The sequence below is a fragment of the Pelagibius sp. Alg239-R121 genome, from assembly GCF_947331435.1.
Taxonomy (GTDB): Bacteria; Pseudomonadota; Alphaproteobacteria; order Kiloniellales; family Kiloniellaceae; genus Denitrobaculum.
Genome location: NZ_CAMZOF010000002.1, coordinates 20,632 through 37,190, shown reverse-complemented (window position 1 = coordinate 37,190; position 16,559 = coordinate 20,632). Strand labels below are relative to the sequence as shown.

The 16,559-nt window shown below is 56.5% G+C and carries 15 protein-coding genes; 8 read left to right on the top strand and 7 right to left on the bottom strand.

The window, feature by feature from the left end:
• The first annotated feature begins 105 nt into the window (after positions 1–105).
• Genes QMZ18_RS07440 through QMZ18_RS07425 form a run of 4 tightly spaced genes read left to right on the top strand, consistent with a single transcriptional unit; the run spans position 106 to position 3,919 of the window.
• The gene (locus QMZ18_RS07440) at positions 106–1,029 is read left to right on the top strand and encodes an ABC transporter permease subunit (RefSeq protein WP_282605645.1); all 924 of its coding nucleotides are present in this window, start codon (positions 106–108) and stop codon (positions 1,027–1,029) included.
• Entirely contained in the window at positions 1,029–1,949 is a 921-nt protein-coding gene (locus QMZ18_RS07435; RefSeq protein WP_282605644.1) for an ABC transporter permease, read from the top strand. Before QMZ18_RS07440 ends, QMZ18_RS07435 begins: the two co-directional genes overlap by 1 nt.
• Before the next feature lie 3 nt (positions 1,950–1,952).
• Entirely contained in the window at positions 1,953–2,936 is a 984-nt protein-coding gene (locus QMZ18_RS07430) for an ABC transporter ATP-binding protein (RefSeq protein ID WP_282605643.1), read from the top strand.
• Positions 2,933–3,919 carry an ABC transporter ATP-binding protein gene (locus QMZ18_RS07425; protein WP_282605642.1) on the top strand — a complete coding sequence of 329 codons (987 nt, stop codon included), beginning with the start codon at positions 2,933–2,935 and terminating at the stop codon, positions 3,917–3,919. The genes QMZ18_RS07430 and QMZ18_RS07425 overlap by 4 nt, the downstream gene beginning before the upstream one ends.
• Before the next feature lie 22 nt (positions 3,920–3,941).
• On the opposite strand, the gene QMZ18_RS07420 is transcribed toward QMZ18_RS07425, so the two are convergent.
• Entirely contained in the window at positions 3,942–5,735 is a 1,794-nt protein-coding gene (locus QMZ18_RS07420) for a radical SAM protein (RefSeq protein WP_282605641.1), read from the bottom strand.
• A 510-nt stretch (positions 5,736–6,245) separates the two neighbouring features.
• Between QMZ18_RS07420 and QMZ18_RS07415 the strand changes: the two genes are divergently transcribed.
• From QMZ18_RS07415 to QMZ18_RS07400, 4 genes are all read left to right on the top strand, one after another.
• Entirely contained in the window at positions 6,246–8,345 is a 2,100-nt protein-coding gene (locus tag QMZ18_RS07415) for an AAA family ATPase (RefSeq protein WP_282605640.1), read from the top strand.
• Positions 8,346–8,559: 214 nt separating this feature from the next.
• Positions 8,560–8,985 (top strand): phasin family protein, encoded by a 426-nt coding sequence (locus tag QMZ18_RS07410; RefSeq protein WP_282605639.1) that lies wholly within the window; start codon positions 8,560–8,562, stop codon positions 8,983–8,985.
• A 256-nt stretch (positions 8,986–9,241) separates the two neighbouring features.
• Positions 9,242–10,198, top strand: coding sequence for a D-erythronate dehydrogenase (gene denD / locus QMZ18_RS07405; protein WP_282605638.1), 957 nt, complete (start codon positions 9,242–9,244; stop codon positions 10,196–10,198).
• An 84-nt stretch (positions 10,199–10,282) separates the two neighbouring features.
• Entirely contained in the window at positions 10,283–11,314 is a 1,032-nt protein-coding gene (locus QMZ18_RS07400) for an NADP-dependent oxidoreductase (protein WP_282605637.1), read from the top strand.
• A 212-nt stretch (positions 11,315–11,526) separates the two neighbouring features.
• Here QMZ18_RS07400 and QMZ18_RS07395 read toward each other — a convergent pair whose 3' ends face one another.
• The 6 genes from QMZ18_RS07395 to QMZ18_RS07370 all read right to left on the bottom strand — a co-directional run bounded on the left by QMZ18_RS07395 (position 11,527) and on the right by QMZ18_RS07370 (position 16,514).
• Complete coding sequence (locus tag QMZ18_RS07395; RefSeq protein ID WP_282605636.1) at positions 11,527–11,892, bottom strand: helix-turn-helix domain-containing protein; 366 nt, start codon at positions 11,890–11,892, stop codon at positions 11,527–11,529.
• 660 nt (positions 11,893–12,552) lie between these two features.
• The gene (gene aat / locus QMZ18_RS07390) at positions 12,553–13,209 is read right to left on the bottom strand and encodes a leucyl/phenylalanyl-tRNA--protein transferase (protein ID WP_282605635.1); all 657 of its coding nucleotides are present in this window, start codon (positions 13,207–13,209) and stop codon (positions 12,553–12,555) included.
• A gap of 56 nt (positions 13,210–13,265) precedes the next feature.
• Entirely contained in the window at positions 13,266–14,609 is a 1,344-nt protein-coding gene (gene accC / locus QMZ18_RS07385; RefSeq protein WP_282605634.1) for an acetyl-CoA carboxylase biotin carboxylase subunit, read from the bottom strand.
• A gap of 18 nt (positions 14,610–14,627) precedes the next feature.
• Positions 14,628–15,083 (bottom strand): acetyl-CoA carboxylase biotin carboxyl carrier protein, encoded by a 456-nt coding sequence (accB, locus tag QMZ18_RS07380; RefSeq protein ID WP_282605633.1) that lies wholly within the window; start codon positions 15,081–15,083, stop codon positions 14,628–14,630.
• On the bottom strand, positions 15,083–15,541 hold the full coding sequence (aroQ, locus tag QMZ18_RS07375; RefSeq protein ID WP_282605632.1) for a type II 3-dehydroquinate dehydratase: 459 nt from the start codon (positions 15,539–15,541) through the stop codon (positions 15,083–15,085). Before aroQ ends, accB begins: the two co-directional genes overlap by 1 nt.
• Before the next feature lie 175 nt (positions 15,542–15,716).
• Complete coding sequence (locus QMZ18_RS07370; protein WP_282605631.1) at positions 15,717–16,514, bottom strand: DsbA family protein; 798 nt, start codon at positions 16,512–16,514, stop codon at positions 15,717–15,719.
• Positions 16,515–16,559 lie beyond the last annotated feature (45 nt).

Genomic DNA, 16,559 nt, shown 5'->3' with positions numbered 1-16,559 from the left:
AGATCTGACTCGACGCAATGTCGTGCATGATCTCCAATAGGAACAGGGGCTGCCCTGAGGTTTCGGCCGAGGGGCAGTTCCACCTAGCGGTTAGGTGACTGAAATATGCTGGGCTTTGCACTACGCAGGCTGCTGTCGACGATTCCGGTGCTTTGGATTGCGCTGACCCTGTGCTTTTTCATTCTGCGGCTGGCGCCGGGAGGACCTTTCGATGCCGAACGGCAGTTGCCCGAGCGGATCCTTGCCAATCTTCGGGCGCATTACAATCTCGATAAATCCCTGATCGTCCAATACTGGGACTACGTCTCGGGCGTGTTGATGGGCGATCTGGGGCCGTCTTATATCACCGACGACTTCACCGTTGTCGACCTGATCGCAATCGGGCTGCCCTACACCTTCATCCTGGGCGGAGCCGCCTTTATGCTGGCGATCCTGGTCGGTGTCCTGGCCGGTGTGATCGGCGCGCTCTACCAGAATAAGTCCACCGACTACGGCATTGCCCTGGTGATCATGATCGGCCTGATCGTGCCGAACTTCCTCATGGCGCCGATCCTGCAGCTGGTATTCGGTGTCACCCTCGGCTGGTTGCCGGTCGGCGGTTGGGGCGGTGGTAAGCTGAGCCATCTGGTGTTGCCTGTGATCATACTGGCTCTTCCGCACACGGCGAGAATATCGCGTCTGATGCGCGGCTCCATGATCGAAGTGCTGGGGGCGAACTACATCCGCACGGCGCGTGCCAAAGGGATCGGCGCACGCCTGATGATCACCCGCCACGCCATCAAACCGGCCTTGCTTCCAGTAGTTTCCTATCTGGGGCCAGCCGCGGGTTATCTGCTGACCGGTTCTCTGGTCGTGGAATCGATCTTCGGGTTGCCGGGCATCGGGCAGTACTTCATTAACGCCGCTCTTAACCGGGATTACGGCATGGTGCTGGGCACGGTGATTTTCTACATGGTTCTGATCATCCTGCTGAACCTGGTTGTCGATCTGGTCTATGCGCTGCTTGATCCAAAAGTGAGGGCGCACTGATGCTGGGTTCTGAAAAGCGTGATGCGCTCGTCGACGCTCTGGAGCCTCAGCACGAGGATGGCTTTGCGCCTAAGGGGCGAAGCTTGACCCAGGATGCCATGCGTCGCTTTCGCCGCAACAAGGCGGCATTGGTTTCGGTCTTCGTGATGCTGGGCTTGGTTGTGGTGGCGTTGATAGGACCGTTTTTCCTGCCCTATGGTTACGAGGATCCGGACTGGGCGGCTTTCAGGTTGCCACCCGATTTCGCCAGCGGGCATTACTTCGGCACCGACCAGAACGGCCGGGATATGCTTGCGCGTACGCTCTACGGCACGCGTGTCTCCTTGATGGTTGCCCTGGTGGCGACTCTGGTTTCGATCGTGATCGGCGTGACCTACGGGTCGATTGCCGGCTATCTCGGTGGGCGAACCGACGCGATCATGATGCGGTTTGTCGATATCATGTACGCACTGCCCTACATCCTTTTTGTCATTTTGCTGATGGTGATTTTCGGACGCAACGTGATCCTGCTGTTCGTCGGGATCGGGGCGGTCGAATGGCTGACCATGGCACGGATCGTACGTGGCCAGACGCTCTCCTTGCGCGAGCGGGAGTTTATCGAGGCGGCGCGGGCGGCCGGGCTGAAACCCTTCCAAATCATCCGGCGTCACATCGCGCCTAACCTTGTCGGGCCGGTGGTGATCTTTGCCACGCTGACCGTGCCGGAGATCATCGTGACCGAGAGTTTCCTCTCCTATCTAGGTTTTGGGGTGCAGGAGCCCCTGACTTCGCTCGGCACCCTGATCGCCGAAGGTGCCGACGTGATGGAGGTCATGCCTTGGCTGTTAGGGTTTCCGGCGAGCTTTCTTGTCGCCATGCTGTTGAGTCTGAGCTTTATCGGCGACGGCCTGCGCGATGCTTTCGATCCGAAGGATGTTTGAGCAATGACGGAAAACATCTTCAAAACCGAAGGTCTCACTGTGCGTTTCGATACGCCGGATGGAGAAGTTCAGGCCGTTTCCGGATTGAACCTGGAAATTGCGGCCGGAGAGACGGTCGCCATTGTCGGTGAGTCCGGCTCGGGCAAGAGTCAGACCTTTCTCTCCGTAATGGGATTGTTGTCGAAAAACGGAAGGGCATCGGGTAAAGCTACTCTCGAAGGCCGGGACCTCCTGACCATGAGCGCGCGTGAGTTGGACATCTACCGCGGTCGGGATATCTCCATGGTGTTCCAGGACCCCATGACCGGTTTGAACCCCTCGCTGAAGATCTCGCGACAGCTGACCGAAACCCTGGAAGTGCATCAGGGCTGCACGCGGGCGGAAGCCGACAAGCGGGCGATTGCCATGCTGGAATCTGTCGGCATTCCGGACCCGAAGCGGCGCTTCCGTATGTATCCGCACGAGCTTTCAGGCGGCATGCGTCAGCGTGTGATGATCGCCATGGCCCTGCTTTGCGAACCGAAACTACTGGTCGCGGACGAGCCGACTACCGCGCTTGACGTGACCATCCAAGCGCAGATACTGGAGCTCTTTGCCGATTTAAAAAAACGCTTCAACACAGCCCTTGTGTTGATCTCCCACGATCTTGGGGTCGTTGCCGGGCTCGCCGACCGGGTCTTCGTTATGTACGCCGGTTGTGTGGTTGAAGAGGCGCCGGTCGACGACCTTTTTGAGAATCCGAAGCACCCCTATACAAAAGCCCTGCTGGCGTCCACACCCCGGATCGACACCGATCTGGAGAACCTGGAGCCAATTCCTGGCCGTCCACCAAATTTGCAGCGCCTGCCCAAAGGCTGCGCCTTCGCGGCGCGTTGCTCTGTCGCGGAACAGCAATGCCGTGAAATACGGCCACCGCTCAAAGGCATCGCGGAAAAGCGCACCTGTGCCTGCCTGCTGGTGCGGGCCGAGGAAAGGGAGCCGGCATGAGTCCGCCACTTCTCGAGGTTCAGGATATCAGGACCGAATTTTCGGTTTCCGGGACGGGACTGTTTCAGCCGAAACGGGCCCTGCGGGCCGTTGCCGATATCAGTTTCTCGATCCAGGAAGGCGAAACCCTGGGTGTGGTCGGCGAGTCCGGTTGCGGCAAGTCCACGCTTGGACGCAGTCTCCTGCGGTTGATCGAACCAACTGCGGGACGGGTCGTCTGGCAGGGCAAGGATATCGTCGGCCTTTCATCGGAAGAGATGCGCCAGAAACGCCGCGACATGCAGATGATCTTCCAGGATCCCATCGCGTCGCTGGATCCACGCATGACGATTGGTGATATCATCGCCGAACCCCTGACGGTTTTCGAAGCTGCGCTATCCAAAGCAGATCGCCGGGCCAGGGTGCTCGAGGTGATGGATACGGTCGGCCTCGCCGGCGACATGCTCAACCGTTACCCCCATGAGTTCTCGGGAGGACAGGCGCAGCGCATCGGTATCGCGCGGGCCATTATCACGCGCCCGAAGTTGGTGGTTTGCGACGAGCCTGTTTCGGCCCTGGATGTTTCGATCCAGGCCCAGATCATTAATCTGCTGCAGGATCTCAAGCATAAGTTCGGGCTGACCATGATTTTCATCAGCCATGACCTCTCTATCATGCGACTGATATCAGACCGAATCATGGTGCTCTATCTGGGGCGGGTCGTGGAATTGGCCGACAAGGCTGCGCTCTTCTCCGATCCCAAACATCCCTACACCAGGGCTCTGCTGTCCGCGGCACCTGTGCCCGACCCCAAGACGGCGCGGGCACGCCAAAGGATCGTGCTGCATGGCGATCCGCCCTCGCCGCTGGATCCGCCGTCCGGCTGTGCCTTCCGGACGCGTTGTCCGCTTGCCGAGGCGCGTTGTGCGACGCGGGTGCAGGAACTGGAATCCGTTGCTCCCGGACACGAAATCGCCTGCGAGGTCGTCGCAGGCGGTTCGTAAATTTTGGGAGGCTTCTGAGCCGCTACTCGGCGGCAGTCACCTGCTGCGCCCGGCTTTCGCGGGCTTCGGTTTCCCGATGGGCCTTCGCCACGGCAGCTTTGGCTGATTCGCTCAACTCGAACATCTCCAGATGTTCGTCTTCGCCGTGCTCATCCACCGGGGTCAGCGCAAGATCCATATAAGACTGGGTTGCAGGATCGCGTTTGATCTTCTTGGCCAGCAGAAACAGCTTCAGCGTATAGGCGGCGAAGGGACCGTAGGTGGTGATCACATCCCAAATTCGTTTGGGATAGAACACAAACGGGCTTTCGATCGGCAGACCAGAGCGGCGCTGAGTCCGGACCTTGCGCCGGAAGTAACCACCCTGGAGCGGGTGAACTTTTTCAAAACGGATACAGCCGGCGAACTGCAGTGTATGCATCCAGATGCGCTCCGGCTTGTTGCCGCTGACCACCATGCGCTTCATCATGGTCGCGACATGGTCGTCGGAGTAATAGAGCTCCCAGGCTTTGTTGTAGATCCCCTGCCATTCATCCTTGGACATCATCGCGTGCCCGGTGCAGACGTGCTCCAGGTCGTAGATGTTCATGTCAGGGTCCATGGGGATGCCCTGCTTGTAGAGGTTCTGATGATCCTCGGAACCGGGCAGGGGTGTCAGGCAGAAGAATTCCAGAATATCGACCGGCAGCTCTCGCTTGATGATCTCGATGTCGTTCGCGATCTTTTCCGGTGTGTCGGCGGGGAAACCCAGGATGTAGCCCGCGAAGGTGATGATCTGTTGGTTACGCCACATCTGCAGCATGGTGCGGTATTCGGTAATCCGGTTCTGCCGCTTCTTGGCGTGCATCAGGTTGTCCGGATTGATGTTCTCCATGCCGATGAAGACTCGCGAAACACCCGCACGCTTGGCCTTGGGGATGAAGTTCTTGATCTTGTGGCAGAGGGTGTCGACCTGGATGGTGATCGAAAAGGGTAGTCCCAACTCTTCCTTCAGATCGCCGAGCCGATCGAATATCGCTTCCCAGTTTTTGTTGCGCGCGAAGTTATCGTCCGTGATGAAGTAGCGGTAAATGCCTTGCTTCATGTTGGCGCGTACCAGCCGTTCGACGTCGTCGGCCTCGCGGAACCGCGACTTGCGGCCCTGTACGTTGATGATGGTGCAGAAGCTGCACTGGAAGGGGCAGCCACGGCCGGCATCGAAACAGGCGATGGAGGCGCCGTACTTGCGTACCATCTTTTCCGGCAGGAAAGGCGTCGGTTCGTCGTCTATGCCCGGCAGATCACTCATGTAATTGTAGATCGACTTCATGTCGCCGTTCAGGGCGTCGAGATAGAAGTCCTGCAGTCGGCCTTCGGACTCGCCGGCATAAAGCGTAATGCCGATGTCCACGGCTTCCTGCAGATCCGGCGGTAACTCGGGTAGCATGGAGAGGCAGCCGCTGGGATGAAAACCGCCAATCGCGACCTGGAGACCCTTCGCCCGAAACTGCCGGGCCATGTCCATTGCGCGGGGGAACTGGTTGGACTGCACACCGACCAGACAGACAACCCCCTTGGCGCCTTCGCTGGTTTGACGCCGGATGATGTCCTTGATCGGGATGATCGTGTTGGTCTCGTCATAGGCATTGAGGACAACATCGACGTCGTCACCCAAGGCGCGCCGCTCGATGAGATCCATGGAGATTCCGTAGATACTCGAGAGCGTGTTGGAGGGGATCCAGGCTTTCAGCCATTGGATAACATAACCGTCGTCGTCGTAGTGCGACGGTTTGATCAACTCTACAAAGAACTTTTGCTTTTTGTCCGACCTGTTCACTGGGTTGAGCCCCTTCTGAAACCCCAAGAGCCGCAGTTTATGGTATTTCCCGGCCTAAAGGAAGTTTCATGCGGATACAAATGAAATCAAGTGAGGGGACAATATTTCTGCGTTGTTTCAACTTTCGGAAGCATTGAAGCTTGATATTTTTGATGCGTTTTGTTACATACCGCCTCCGTCGCGTCGGTATTGACGCCTTTGAACAGACGCTTTTGAGCTAGAGAGAGACAACATGAAAATGTTCCGCGATCTTGATATCGCGCCAGATCTCGACTGGTTCGCCTGCCTAGCGCGTTAGCAGCGCTCCCGGCCGGTGAACAGAGACTGGCCTATCGACATAACAAACACCTGAACCAGACGGATAAGCTGCGTCTCGAGGCATAGTTGCCTCCGCTTGTGCAGCCTTCGTAAAAACAAAAAGCTGCTGCTTTTGCAACACCGGATCCTGCGCGTTTCTGTGCGCGATTCCGGTTGCCCGGCGCTGGCGGCACCAGACCAGATTGAACAAAAATGGAAAGCTATAAATCATCCGGCCAGATCGCCGGTTACGTTGCAAGACTCATGGCTGCCTTCGAGCCGGATTCACAGGCCGGTCTTGTCCTTGCGCGTTGGCTGCGTCATCGGTCAGGACTTACGGGTGTCGAATTCCTGAAGGTCACCACGGTGAAAACGGCATCGGGAAAACGGCGTAAAGCCAAATCTGAAGACAAACCATTGTCTCCCAGGGCTTGGGCGCAGCTGTGCGATGCGCTTGCAAAGGCAGAACGGGGTACGGTGGATTCAATCAGGATTCCTGCTTCAAATCTGCAGGCTTTTTCCGATGCGATGACTTTGGAGCCGCTAGAGCGCGAAATCCTTGCCTTTGTCTTTCAGTGCGGATGCGAAGGAGCATTTGACATGCTGTGCGATCACCTGGTTGCAACCCGCATGATTGACAGCGCCGGCGTCATTGCGGTCGCCATCGGGAAAAGTCAAACAGAGGTGTGGCGCTGCCTGCGTAGCGGTGCCTTGCGTAAGCTTGGACTGATCGAAGGTTCCGGCACCGGCACATCGCAGTTTTGCTTTTATGTTCCCTATTCTTTGCGCCGTGCGCTGTTGCCACCCAATGACGGTATTGAAGAGATCGAGCGAGCCTTACTAGGCAATGCTCTTTGGTCGGATTTGCTCTGGTCTGATTTTGAGCACCTGGCATTACAACGCGATTTCATGGCCGATCTTTTGGCTGGTGCTGCCTCCACGAACCGCCGGGGCATCAACATCCTTCTTTACGGTCCGCCCGGCACCGGCAAAACCGAACTCTGCAAGATCCTGGCGGCCAGCGCCGGTCTTTCGCTTTTTGCTATCGGCGAGTGCGATGAAGACGGCGACGAGCCCGACCGCTACGGCCGCCTCGCCGATTTGCGGCTTGCCCAACGTCTCGCGATGCGCCGGGGTGAGGCCGCTCTGTTATTCGACGAGATGGAGGATATTCTTCAAAACGACATCCGTGCCGGTTATGACGGAAGCCGAATGCGCCGGGCCGGCTCCAAGGTCTTCTTGAACCGGACGCTGGAGGAAAACCCTGTGCCGATTCTCTGGACGGCAAATAGCGTGCAGGAGTTCGATCCGGCATTTTTGCGCCGGATGTCCTGCATCGTCGAAGTCAAGGTGCCGCCGCTGGCGACGCGCAAACGCTTGTGGGAAAAAGCTCTGCAATTGCATGGTGTTTCCGTAGAGCGCGATGCGCCGTCGGTTTTGTCTCGGCGCCATCGGGTCGGGCCGGGTGTTATCAATACGGCAACCCGTTCCGTCGCCGTAGCGCGAGGGGGCGAGGCGGATCTCGATTTTGTTGTCGGGTCATTGAGCAAACTCGTTGATGGGAGCAGCGGGTATCGCCCGATCTTGCAAAAACCGTCTGTTTTCCAGCCAGAGCTGGTTAATGCAGACCTGGAACTTGCAAGCTTGGAGCAGGCGCTGTCGCATCACTCGACACCTCGCGATTTTTCACTTTGCTGCCACGGGGCACCGGGCACTGGTAAAAGTGCCTTTGTCCGTCATCTCGCGCAGACGATGGGACTCGACGTGCTCGAAAAACGCGGATCGGACCTGCTTTCCAAATGGGTGGGCGAGACCGAGCAATTGATTGCCGAAGCCTTCGCAGAAGCAAGGGAGGACGAGCGTTTTTTGATCATCGACGAAGCCGACTCGCTGCTGTGGGGTAGAAGCGGTGCTAATCGCTCTTGGGAAGTCTCGATGGTCAACGAACTGTTGCAGGCTATGGAAGGCCATCAGCAGCCTTTCGCCTGCACGACCAATCAAATTGCACAGATCGATGCTGCCGCCCTGCGCCGCTTCACCTTTAAGATCAAGTTCGATTTCATGACTGCACCGCAGGTGAGGGCGGCGTTCCGCAGCTTTTTTGGCGAAGAAGCGCCAGCAACGATCGAACGGATTGCCTGCCTGACACCCGGCGATTTTGCAGTGGTGGCCAAAAAACTGAAGTTCCTCAGAGCCGCAGCGCCTGATGGTGTTTCAAAGGTGTTCGAAATTCAGCGTCTGCTCGAGCAGGAGGTCGCCGTCAAGCCAGCCACAAACCGCAAGATCGGGTTCACGACGACGCCGAGAACCTGATCGTTTTACGCACGCTGTTCGAGGGGCAATTCACACCCTGGTTTAGTTTCGGTCACTTGTTAATTATCTTTTTGTGTCAAGAGCTTGAGAGATATTGATTTATATCATGGGCGATGATTTCGTTTGCTCTAATGTCGGTGGAAAGCCGCAGCAGTGGCTCCTTGAAGCCTTACTGAGCGGTGACCTCGTTTGCTAAGATATAAGGAGACTCTCTATGTGCGCAGCGCAGACCAAAGCGTCGGCGGTCGAACCTCAAGAACCGAACTTTATCCCCCTTAACTCCGAAGCTTTCATGGAGATGAATACAGCCAACATTAAGACCCTCACGAAGATGAGCGATGTCATGATGAAGGGGGCTGCGACGATTAACGAAGAATTGAGCCGTTTTGCGAGTATGCGGATTGGCGAGGATGTTGAAGCGCAGAAATCTTTCATGGCTTGCCGTTCGCCGGTGGAGGCTTTCGAAATCTGCTCGACCTTCATGCAGTCGACTATGCGTGAGTATTTTGAGGAAGTCAGAACCTTGAGCGGAATCGCCGCGGAAATCACGCAGGAAAGCTGGACACCGATCGAAGAACAGACTGAGCAGGTGATGAAGGCAGGGAACGGCGCAGGGAACGGTGCGGCAAAAAAAGGCTGAACTGCTCCTGATTGCCACACCGTTGTAGATAAGTTTTTGGCGCGGCCGAAGTTTTTGGCCGCGTTTTTTTACCCATCCGGCTCTTTCTCTCCCGTTTCTCGGATCTCTGCGGTCCTACTGCGTGACAAGGCAGGACGGCTTTTGTAGCGTTGCCGAAAGCGCGGTGATCGCCGCGTATCCAGAGTGCCATCGTTCTTGATTGAAGAAGGCAAGAACGAGCAAGGCAGTTGCTGCAGGTCGGGAGAGAAATTTGACAATGAAAGTCTTGATCACCGGGGGCGCAGGCTTCCTTGGAAATAAGCTCGCCATAGCGTTGAGCAAGAAGGGAAGCTGTGCAGATGCGACGGGGCATCAGGTAGCCATCGACGAGATCGTCATGCTCGATCACGTCGAAGCCAGAATTGTACCGGAAGGCTGCAGATCGGTGATTGGAGATGTGGCCGATCCGGACGTGCTGGAATCGGTAATAGATGAGGACACGGCGGTCGTATTTCACCTGGCGGCTGTGGTCAGTGGCGAGGCTGAGGAAAACTTCGACCTCGGCATGCGGGTCAATCTCGACGCGACACGTTTGATCCTGGAGCGTTGCCGCAGCCTGAGAACGCGACCGAAGGTCTTGTTTGCGAGCTCGGTCGCGGCCTTCGGCCCGGAAGACGGGGCCATCACCGGCAAGACGCCAAACCGGCCTCTGACATCATATGGGACGCAGAAGGCGATCGCTGAACTGCTGTTGAATGACTATGCGCGCAAGGGCTTTATTCAGGGTATCGCCTTCCGTCTCCCCACGGTCGTTGTGCGTCCAGGCCGTCCGAACCGCGCCGCGTCTTCCTTTGCCAGTTCGATTCTGCGCGAGCCGCTGTCCGGACAAAAGATGACCTGTCCGGTGCGTCGTGATGTGGGTGTTTGGCTGACGTCTCCGCGCTCGATTGTCTCCGCATTCATCCACGGCGCAGACCTTGATCTGGAAAAGCTCGGAAATTGGCGGACGCTCAATCTGCCCGGCCTTACCGTCAGCCTGGAGGAAATGGTTGAGGCTCTGATTCGAAAGGGCGGCGACGCGAACCTCATCAGCTGGGAACTGGATCCCGCAGTTCAGAAGATTGTCGATACCTGGCCTGTGGCCTTCGAGACGCCGGAAGCAACCGCCCTTGGGTTTGTGACCGACAACTCGATCGACGATGTGATCGATATTTTCCTGACCGAAGACTTGTAGGTATGGGGCCGTCGCTTTTCCTCCCGAACCTTACAGCAGTCTGAGACCTTAGCCTGCCTCCGCATGTAGAAAGATAACAGTTCCATGACCCAAGCAAAAAACCGGCAAATCACTTTGGCTTCCCGCCCCAACGGAGTGCCGACCGCAGAGAATTTCAGCCTGCTGGAAGGAGATATTCCCACAGCAGGGCCGGGACAAATGCTGTTGAAGACACTCTACCTGTCTTTGGATCCCTACATGCGTGGTCGCATGAATGATGCGGCTTCTTATGCCGAACCGGTTGCTATTGGAGGCGTCATGACCGCTGGCACCGTTTGCGAGGTCATCGATTCCAATCTCGAAGGCTATTCCGTCGGCGATGTCGTCTTGGCTGGCAGCGGCTGGCAGGACTACGCCTTGTCCGATGGTGAGGCGGTTCGAAAACTCGATCCCTCGGCTGGCCCATTATCCTATGCTCTTGGCGTGCTGGGTATGCCCGGTTTTACCGCCTATACCGGCTTGCTTCAGATTGGTCAGCCGAAAGCGGGGGAGACGGTCGTGGTTGCCGCTGCGTCGGGCGCGGTCGGCTCCGTCGTTGGACAGATTGCAAAGCTCAAAGGGTGCCGTGTCGTCGGTGTTGCCGGTTCTTCGGAAAAATGTGCGTATGTCACGGATGATTTGGGATTTGATACCTGCCTGAATTACAAAGACGCCGATTTCGCGGCGCGGCTAGCTTCAGCCTGCCCCGATGGGATCGATGTCTATTTCGAAAATGTCGGCGGGGCGGTTTTCCAGGCAGTGCTGCCTCTGTTGAACGTCTGGGCAAGGGTCCCGCTTTGCGGACTGATCGCACACTACAACGCGACGTCACTCCCTGACGGGCCGGACAAGGCGCCGCTTTTGATGCGCAACCTTCTGACGAAGCGTATTACCATCCGCGGATTTATAATCTTTGACCACTACGCGGACTTCCCTGTTTTTTTCGAGGAGATGTCCGGATGGCTCAGGGATGGCTCGGTGCGCTACCGCGAAGATATGGTCGAAAGCCTGGTGGCAGCGCCCGAGGCCTTTATGGGAATGCTGGAAGGTAGGAATTTCGGCAAACTAGTGGTGAAAGTCGCTGAGCGGTCCGACTGACGGCACTTGCCGCGCATTGTGAGAAGAGGTTTCGCCGCTTTCAACAAAGATAATCGGCCGGACAATGGAGCCGACCGATTTCCTGAGTGTTGAATTTTTCTGTACTAGACAGCCACCGAATTTCACCGCATTGGCGCAGCGTTTTAGAAGCCGAACTAGGTCGCCACGACTCTTCGTCTCAAAAGGATACCGGTTCCGTCAAGACTGAGTCGTTAAGCTTCGTCGGCCAATGTCCGGCAGAGCTGACTGACTGCATTCTGGTGGCGTTCGTTTGTAATCCGCGTAAAGTTACGTGCCAGATCAAGGCAAACACGCTGGCGGGCAGGTATCGTCGACTCGGTTTCGTCCATTCCGTCGTAAAAATAGCTGACATCTACGCCCAGGACTTCGGCAATTTCATACAGACGGCCGGCTGAAACCCGGTTTGTCCCACGCTCATACTTGTGGGCTTGCTGATAGGTAACGCCAATCAGATTAGCCAGATGCTGCTGGGTTAATCCCAGCATTGTACGCCGTGCGCGAATTCTCTGTCCGACATGCACTTCGATTTTTCTCGTCTGAGGGGAAAATTTGCTCACTCTAGTTCACCTCTACGGGTAATGCGGTTGAGTGTTCTTATTATTATGTTACTTATGATTGTGACATAGTGCCATTATATGAACGCAATAACAACAAAAATTTCCAAAAACTCGAAGCGTTTCGCCTGTGCATTTACCGAATGATTTGGCCATCGTCGAAATGAGGGGTTGGAAAATTACCATACTAATCAATTATATATATCATATATAAAATTTGCTATAGGTTTAATATGAATAAATTCCAGGTCAAATTGAGCCTCTCTCTGGACCATAGCTTCACTCGGCGATTGTCAACAGTCTGCTGAACGAAATTCCTTCTGGTTGTATCTCGATGTTGCGCTAATCTGCGTTTTGCTGCCTTTACGCCGCAAAGCGCTTGTATCACCCGTCGCGAGATGGAATTCAGTACCGAACCACCTATATCGAACGCCGGGGAAAACAAGGGTCAGTCCTCCGAAATCCTAGGAGAATGGCCCTAGGTTGGGAACTCCTCTTCCTCGACGATCTTGACGGTAAAATTATGAATTCTGGACAGCGTCGCATTGTCGGTCCAACTCTGGCAGAGGCACGATGCTTCAGCATCGTTCCGTTCCTAACTCCTTGCCAGAAAACACAATTTTATCGTCGAAGCCATCGCACCTTTTGAGTTCTCAACCTAGCTCAAATATGCTCGGGAGGCGGTGCAGAGGATTGCAGGAAGGCGTCGACCTCCGCCGTGGTCACCTCGATGGGAAAGCGGGCTTGGGTATTGACCGCCCGCACGAGCTGTTTCTGGTACTCGTCCCTTGGAATCTCAAGGACACCGAAGCGACTGAGATGCGGTGTGTTGAACTGGGTGTCAAGCAGCTCGTAGCCGCCCTTGCGCAGACGCAGTGCCAAGTGCATCAACGCGACCTTACTGGCGTCGGAAACGCGGCTGAACATCGATTCGCCGAAAAAGACCGCACCGAGCGAAACGCCGTAAAGACCGCCCACCAGATTGCCGTCCTGCCAACATTCGACGGAATGGGCAAAGCCTCTTGCAAAGACCTGATTGTAAAGCCGCTCGATTGTGGGGTTGATCCAGGTATCCGGACGGCCTTCGGTCGGGGCGGCGCAAAGGCGAATGACTTCGTCAAACGCTGTGTCACAGCGGACCTCGAAGTCGCCTTGCCGGATTCTGCGCCGCAGTTTGCGGGGAATATGCACCGCATCAAGTGGGAGTACACCACGGAGGTCCGGGTCGATCCAATGAAGCACCGGATCATCCCGGCTTTCCGCCATCGGGAAAACCCCGACGGTGTAGGCTTTAAGCAAAAGGTCGGGCGTAAGCTCCATGTCCGTCCGTAGTTGCCTTAAAGATACCGGGCCTTATAACAGCGACGCCCGGATAGCTAGCTCTGTCCCCCGACAAACTTTTCAAGCCAGTGAATATCATAATCGCCGTTGATGAATTCGTTGTCGACGATCAATTTTTGGTGCAGCGGTACCGTTGTTTCGATGCCGTCGATCACAAACTCTTCGAGCGCACGCCGCAGACGCATCAGGCATTCGTTTCGGGTCTGGCCATGGACCACCAGCTTGGCGATCAGACTGTCATAGTGCGGCGGCACACGGTAACCGGCATAGATACCTGAATCGACGCGTACGCCGAGACCGCCTGGAGCGTGATAGTCGGTCAAGGTTCCGGGCGACGGCATAAAGGTTTGCGGGTTTTCCGCATTGATCCGGCATTCGATCGCATGACCGAAGAAGGTGACATCCTCTTGAGCGAGGCTCATCGGCAGTCCGGCGGCAATTCTGATCTGTTCGCGGACGATGTCGATGCCGGTAATCGCTTCCGAAATGGGATGCTCGACCTGCAGGCGTGTGTTCATCTCGATGAAGTAGAATTCGCCATCTTCATAGAGAAATTCGATTGTGCCTGCGGACTTGTAACCGAGCTTTTTCATCGCATCGGTGGACCGCTTGCCGATCCAGGCCCGTGCCTCTTCGTTTAGGGCCGGCGAGGGGGCTTCTTCAAGCAGTTTTTGATGCCGGCGCTGCAGCGAGCAATCACGTTCGCCAAGGTGAATGACGTTGCCATGACCATCGGCCATTAACTGGATTTCGATGTGCCGCGGGCGTCCGAGATACTTTTCCATATAGACCGCGGCATTGCCGAAGGCTGCCTGGGCTTCGGTCCTTGCCAGTTGAACCGCCTGGCGCAATTCGTCCGCGTTGTAGGCGACTTTCATACCCCTGCCGCCACCGCCTGCTGCGGCCTTGATCAACACGGGATAGCCGATCTTCTCGGCGATCGGCAGAGCCTCTTCAGCCGTTAGAATCTCACCGTCGGATCCCGGCACGACGGGTATGCCAAGATTGTCGGCAGCCTGTTTGGCGGCGACTTTATCGCCCATCAGCTGGATATGGTCCGGCGTGGGGCCGATAAAAACGAAGCCATGCTCTTCGACCATGGCAGCGAAATCGGCGTTCTCGGATAAGAAGCCAACCCCGGGGTGGATTGCATCCGCCCCGGTGATGGTCGCGGCCGAGAGGATAGCCGGGACATTCAGGTAACTGTCTTTGCTGGCTGGCGGCCCGATGCAGACACTCTCATCAGCCAGTCTGACATGCATTGCATCGGAGTCTGCCGTCGAGTGGACAGCAACGGTCTGTATGCCCATCTCACGACAGGCACGATGAATTCGAAGCGCGATTTCGCCGCGGTTGGCGATCAGAACTTTCTCGAACATGGGGGCTGCTGCCCGTATCTATTCGATGGCCAGCAAAGGCTCGCCGAATTCTACCGGCTGACCGTCGCTGACCATGATGTGTGACACCTTGCCGGAACGCGGCGATTTGAGCTCGTTCATCACCTTCATGGCCTCTATGATCAGCAGAGTCTGACCCTCAGTTACCATATCTCCAACCTTGATGAAGGCCGGAGCGGACGGCTCGGCCGCAAGATAGGCGGTACCGACCATAGGCGAGTTTATCGTACCCGCCGGCGGCTGATCGGCTGCAACCGCAGTTGCCGGTGCGGACGATGCGTCCGCAACTGCCGCTGCGGCAGGCGCAGGGGCCGCCACGACCGTTTGCGCGACTCCGCCGCGGCTGACACGAAGACGATGGCCTTGCGACTCGTACTCGATTTCGCTGAGGCCGGTTTCATCGAGCAATCCCGCGAGTGAGCGGATTATCTCTTCATTGATTTCGAATTTCGACATTATGCTTCTTGTTCGTTGATGAGCTTCTTAGCCATTGCATCCAGCGCCATTATGTATCCTTGGGCTCCAAAGCCGCAGATCACACCAAAGGCAACCTGTGAAACATAGGAGACTTTGCGAAAGTCCTCCCGCTGATGTGTATTCGAGAGGTGGATTTCGACGGTCGGAAGCGCGACGCCTTTCAGCGCGTCCATGATTGCAACTGAAGTGTGCGTATAGGCGGCCGGATTGATGATAATGCCATCCTGGCTGGTCCTGGCTTCGTGGATCCAGCCGATGAGCGTGCTTTCACTGTTCGATTGCTGAAAATCGACAACAAGTCCCAACGCTTCCGCATGCTGACGGCAACTGGCCTCGATATCGCTCAAGGTCGTATGACCATATATGTGCGGTTCGCGGAGGCCCAACAGATTTAAATTGGGGCCGTTGAGAATCAGGATTTTCGGCGCACTGGCCACGTATTACTCCTGCATGGCTTGGATTCTCAAGCGTTAGCACACGGCGCCGTGAGCGCGCAATGCGGGTTCGCCCTAATCCGCGCTTTTGGATCAAATTCTTCGCGCGAAGCACGGGACCGGCCTCAGGCGCCATCGTTTCCGTATGAACCGCGATGGCGGCGAGGCCAAGAATCCGTCAGCTGGCTTTTGCCCTGGCTTCGGCGATCAAGCGGTCGATCTCGGCGCGATTGACGGCGCCTGGCACCAACGTGCCGCCGATAACGAAAGCAGGGGTGCCGCGGATCGACAGCTCTTCTGCCAGTGCGTAGTTCCGGCGCAGCGCGGCATTGATGTCATCGGATTTCATGTCGCGTTCCATCTGATCGGGATCGATGCCAACCTGCTCCGCTGTCCGCCGCAGGTGTGCCAGGCTCATATCACCGGGTTCGCGCATCAAAGAGAAATGAAAAGCCTCGTATTTACCCTGCTTTGCAGCGGCAAGCGCCGCCTTGGCACCCTCTACTGATTCCGGACCCAGGATCGGGAATTCCTTGAACACCACACGGACATTGCCATCCTCCTTCATGGCTGCTTCCAGCGTGTCCGCTGAACGGCGGCAATAGGGGCAGCGATAATCGAAAAATTCGACGACCACCACATCGCCTTCCAGATTTCCGGCGACCGGTGAGTCAGGATCGTTTTCCAATTCGTCCTTCCGGTCCGTGACCGCCGTCAGACGCTGTTGCTCTTCTGCTTCCGCCCGGCGCTGCTCGTAGAGGGTCAAGGCTTCCACAAGCACTTCCGGATTGCGCAGAAGATAGTCGCGAACGATCTGTTCGATGTTTTCGACTTCGGCGGGGGTGTTGGTCTCCGTCGATTGGTCCTGTGCCTGGGATGGAAACGCCTGGAACATCAGCCCAACGAGGAACAGCGACAGACATAAAGCGGCATTGCCGGGATGGCGGACCGCTTGGAAGGAGGATTGCAGAAACACGTCAGGGGGTCTCCCGGGGTTTTCGGTGTCGCACTCGTGAACTTT

Bases quoted from the DNA above. Each gene is read 5' to 3' on its own strand.
- QMZ18_RS07415 (WP_282605640.1), top strand. From the start codon at position 6,246: ATGGAAAGCTATAAATCATCCGGCCAGATCGCCGGTTACGTTGCAAGA.
- accC (WP_282605634.1), bottom strand. From the start codon at position 14,609: ATGTTCGAGAAAGTTCTGATCGCCAACCGCGGCGAAATCGCGCTTCGA.
- QMZ18_RS07410 (WP_282605639.1), top strand. From the start codon at position 8,560: ATGTGCGCAGCGCAGACCAAAGCGTCGGCGGTCGAACCTCAAGAACCG.
- accB (WP_282605633.1), bottom strand. From the start codon at position 15,083: ATGTCGAAATTCGAAATCAATGAAGAGATAATCCGCTCACTCGCGGGA.
- QMZ18_RS07435 (WP_282605644.1), top strand. From the start codon at position 1,029: ATGCTGGGTTCTGAAAAGCGTGATGCGCTCGTCGACGCTCTGGAGCCT.
- QMZ18_RS07430 (WP_282605643.1), top strand. From the start codon at position 1,953: ATGACGGAAAACATCTTCAAAACCGAAGGTCTCACTGTGCGTTTCGAT.
- QMZ18_RS07440 (WP_282605645.1), top strand. From the start codon at position 106: ATGCTGGGCTTTGCACTACGCAGGCTGCTGTCGACGATTCCGGTGCTT.
- QMZ18_RS07400 (WP_282605637.1), top strand. From the start codon at position 10,283: ATGACCCAAGCAAAAAACCGGCAAATCACTTTGGCTTCCCGCCCCAAC.
- denD (WP_282605638.1), top strand. From the start codon at position 9,242: ATGAAAGTCTTGATCACCGGGGGCGCAGGCTTCCTTGGAAATAAGCTC.
- QMZ18_RS07425 (WP_282605642.1), top strand. From the start codon at position 2,933: ATGAGTCCGCCACTTCTCGAGGTTCAGGATATCAGGACCGAATTTTCG.
- aat (WP_282605635.1), bottom strand. From the start codon at position 13,209: ATGGAGCTTACGCCCGACCTTTTGCTTAAAGCCTACACCGTCGGGGTT.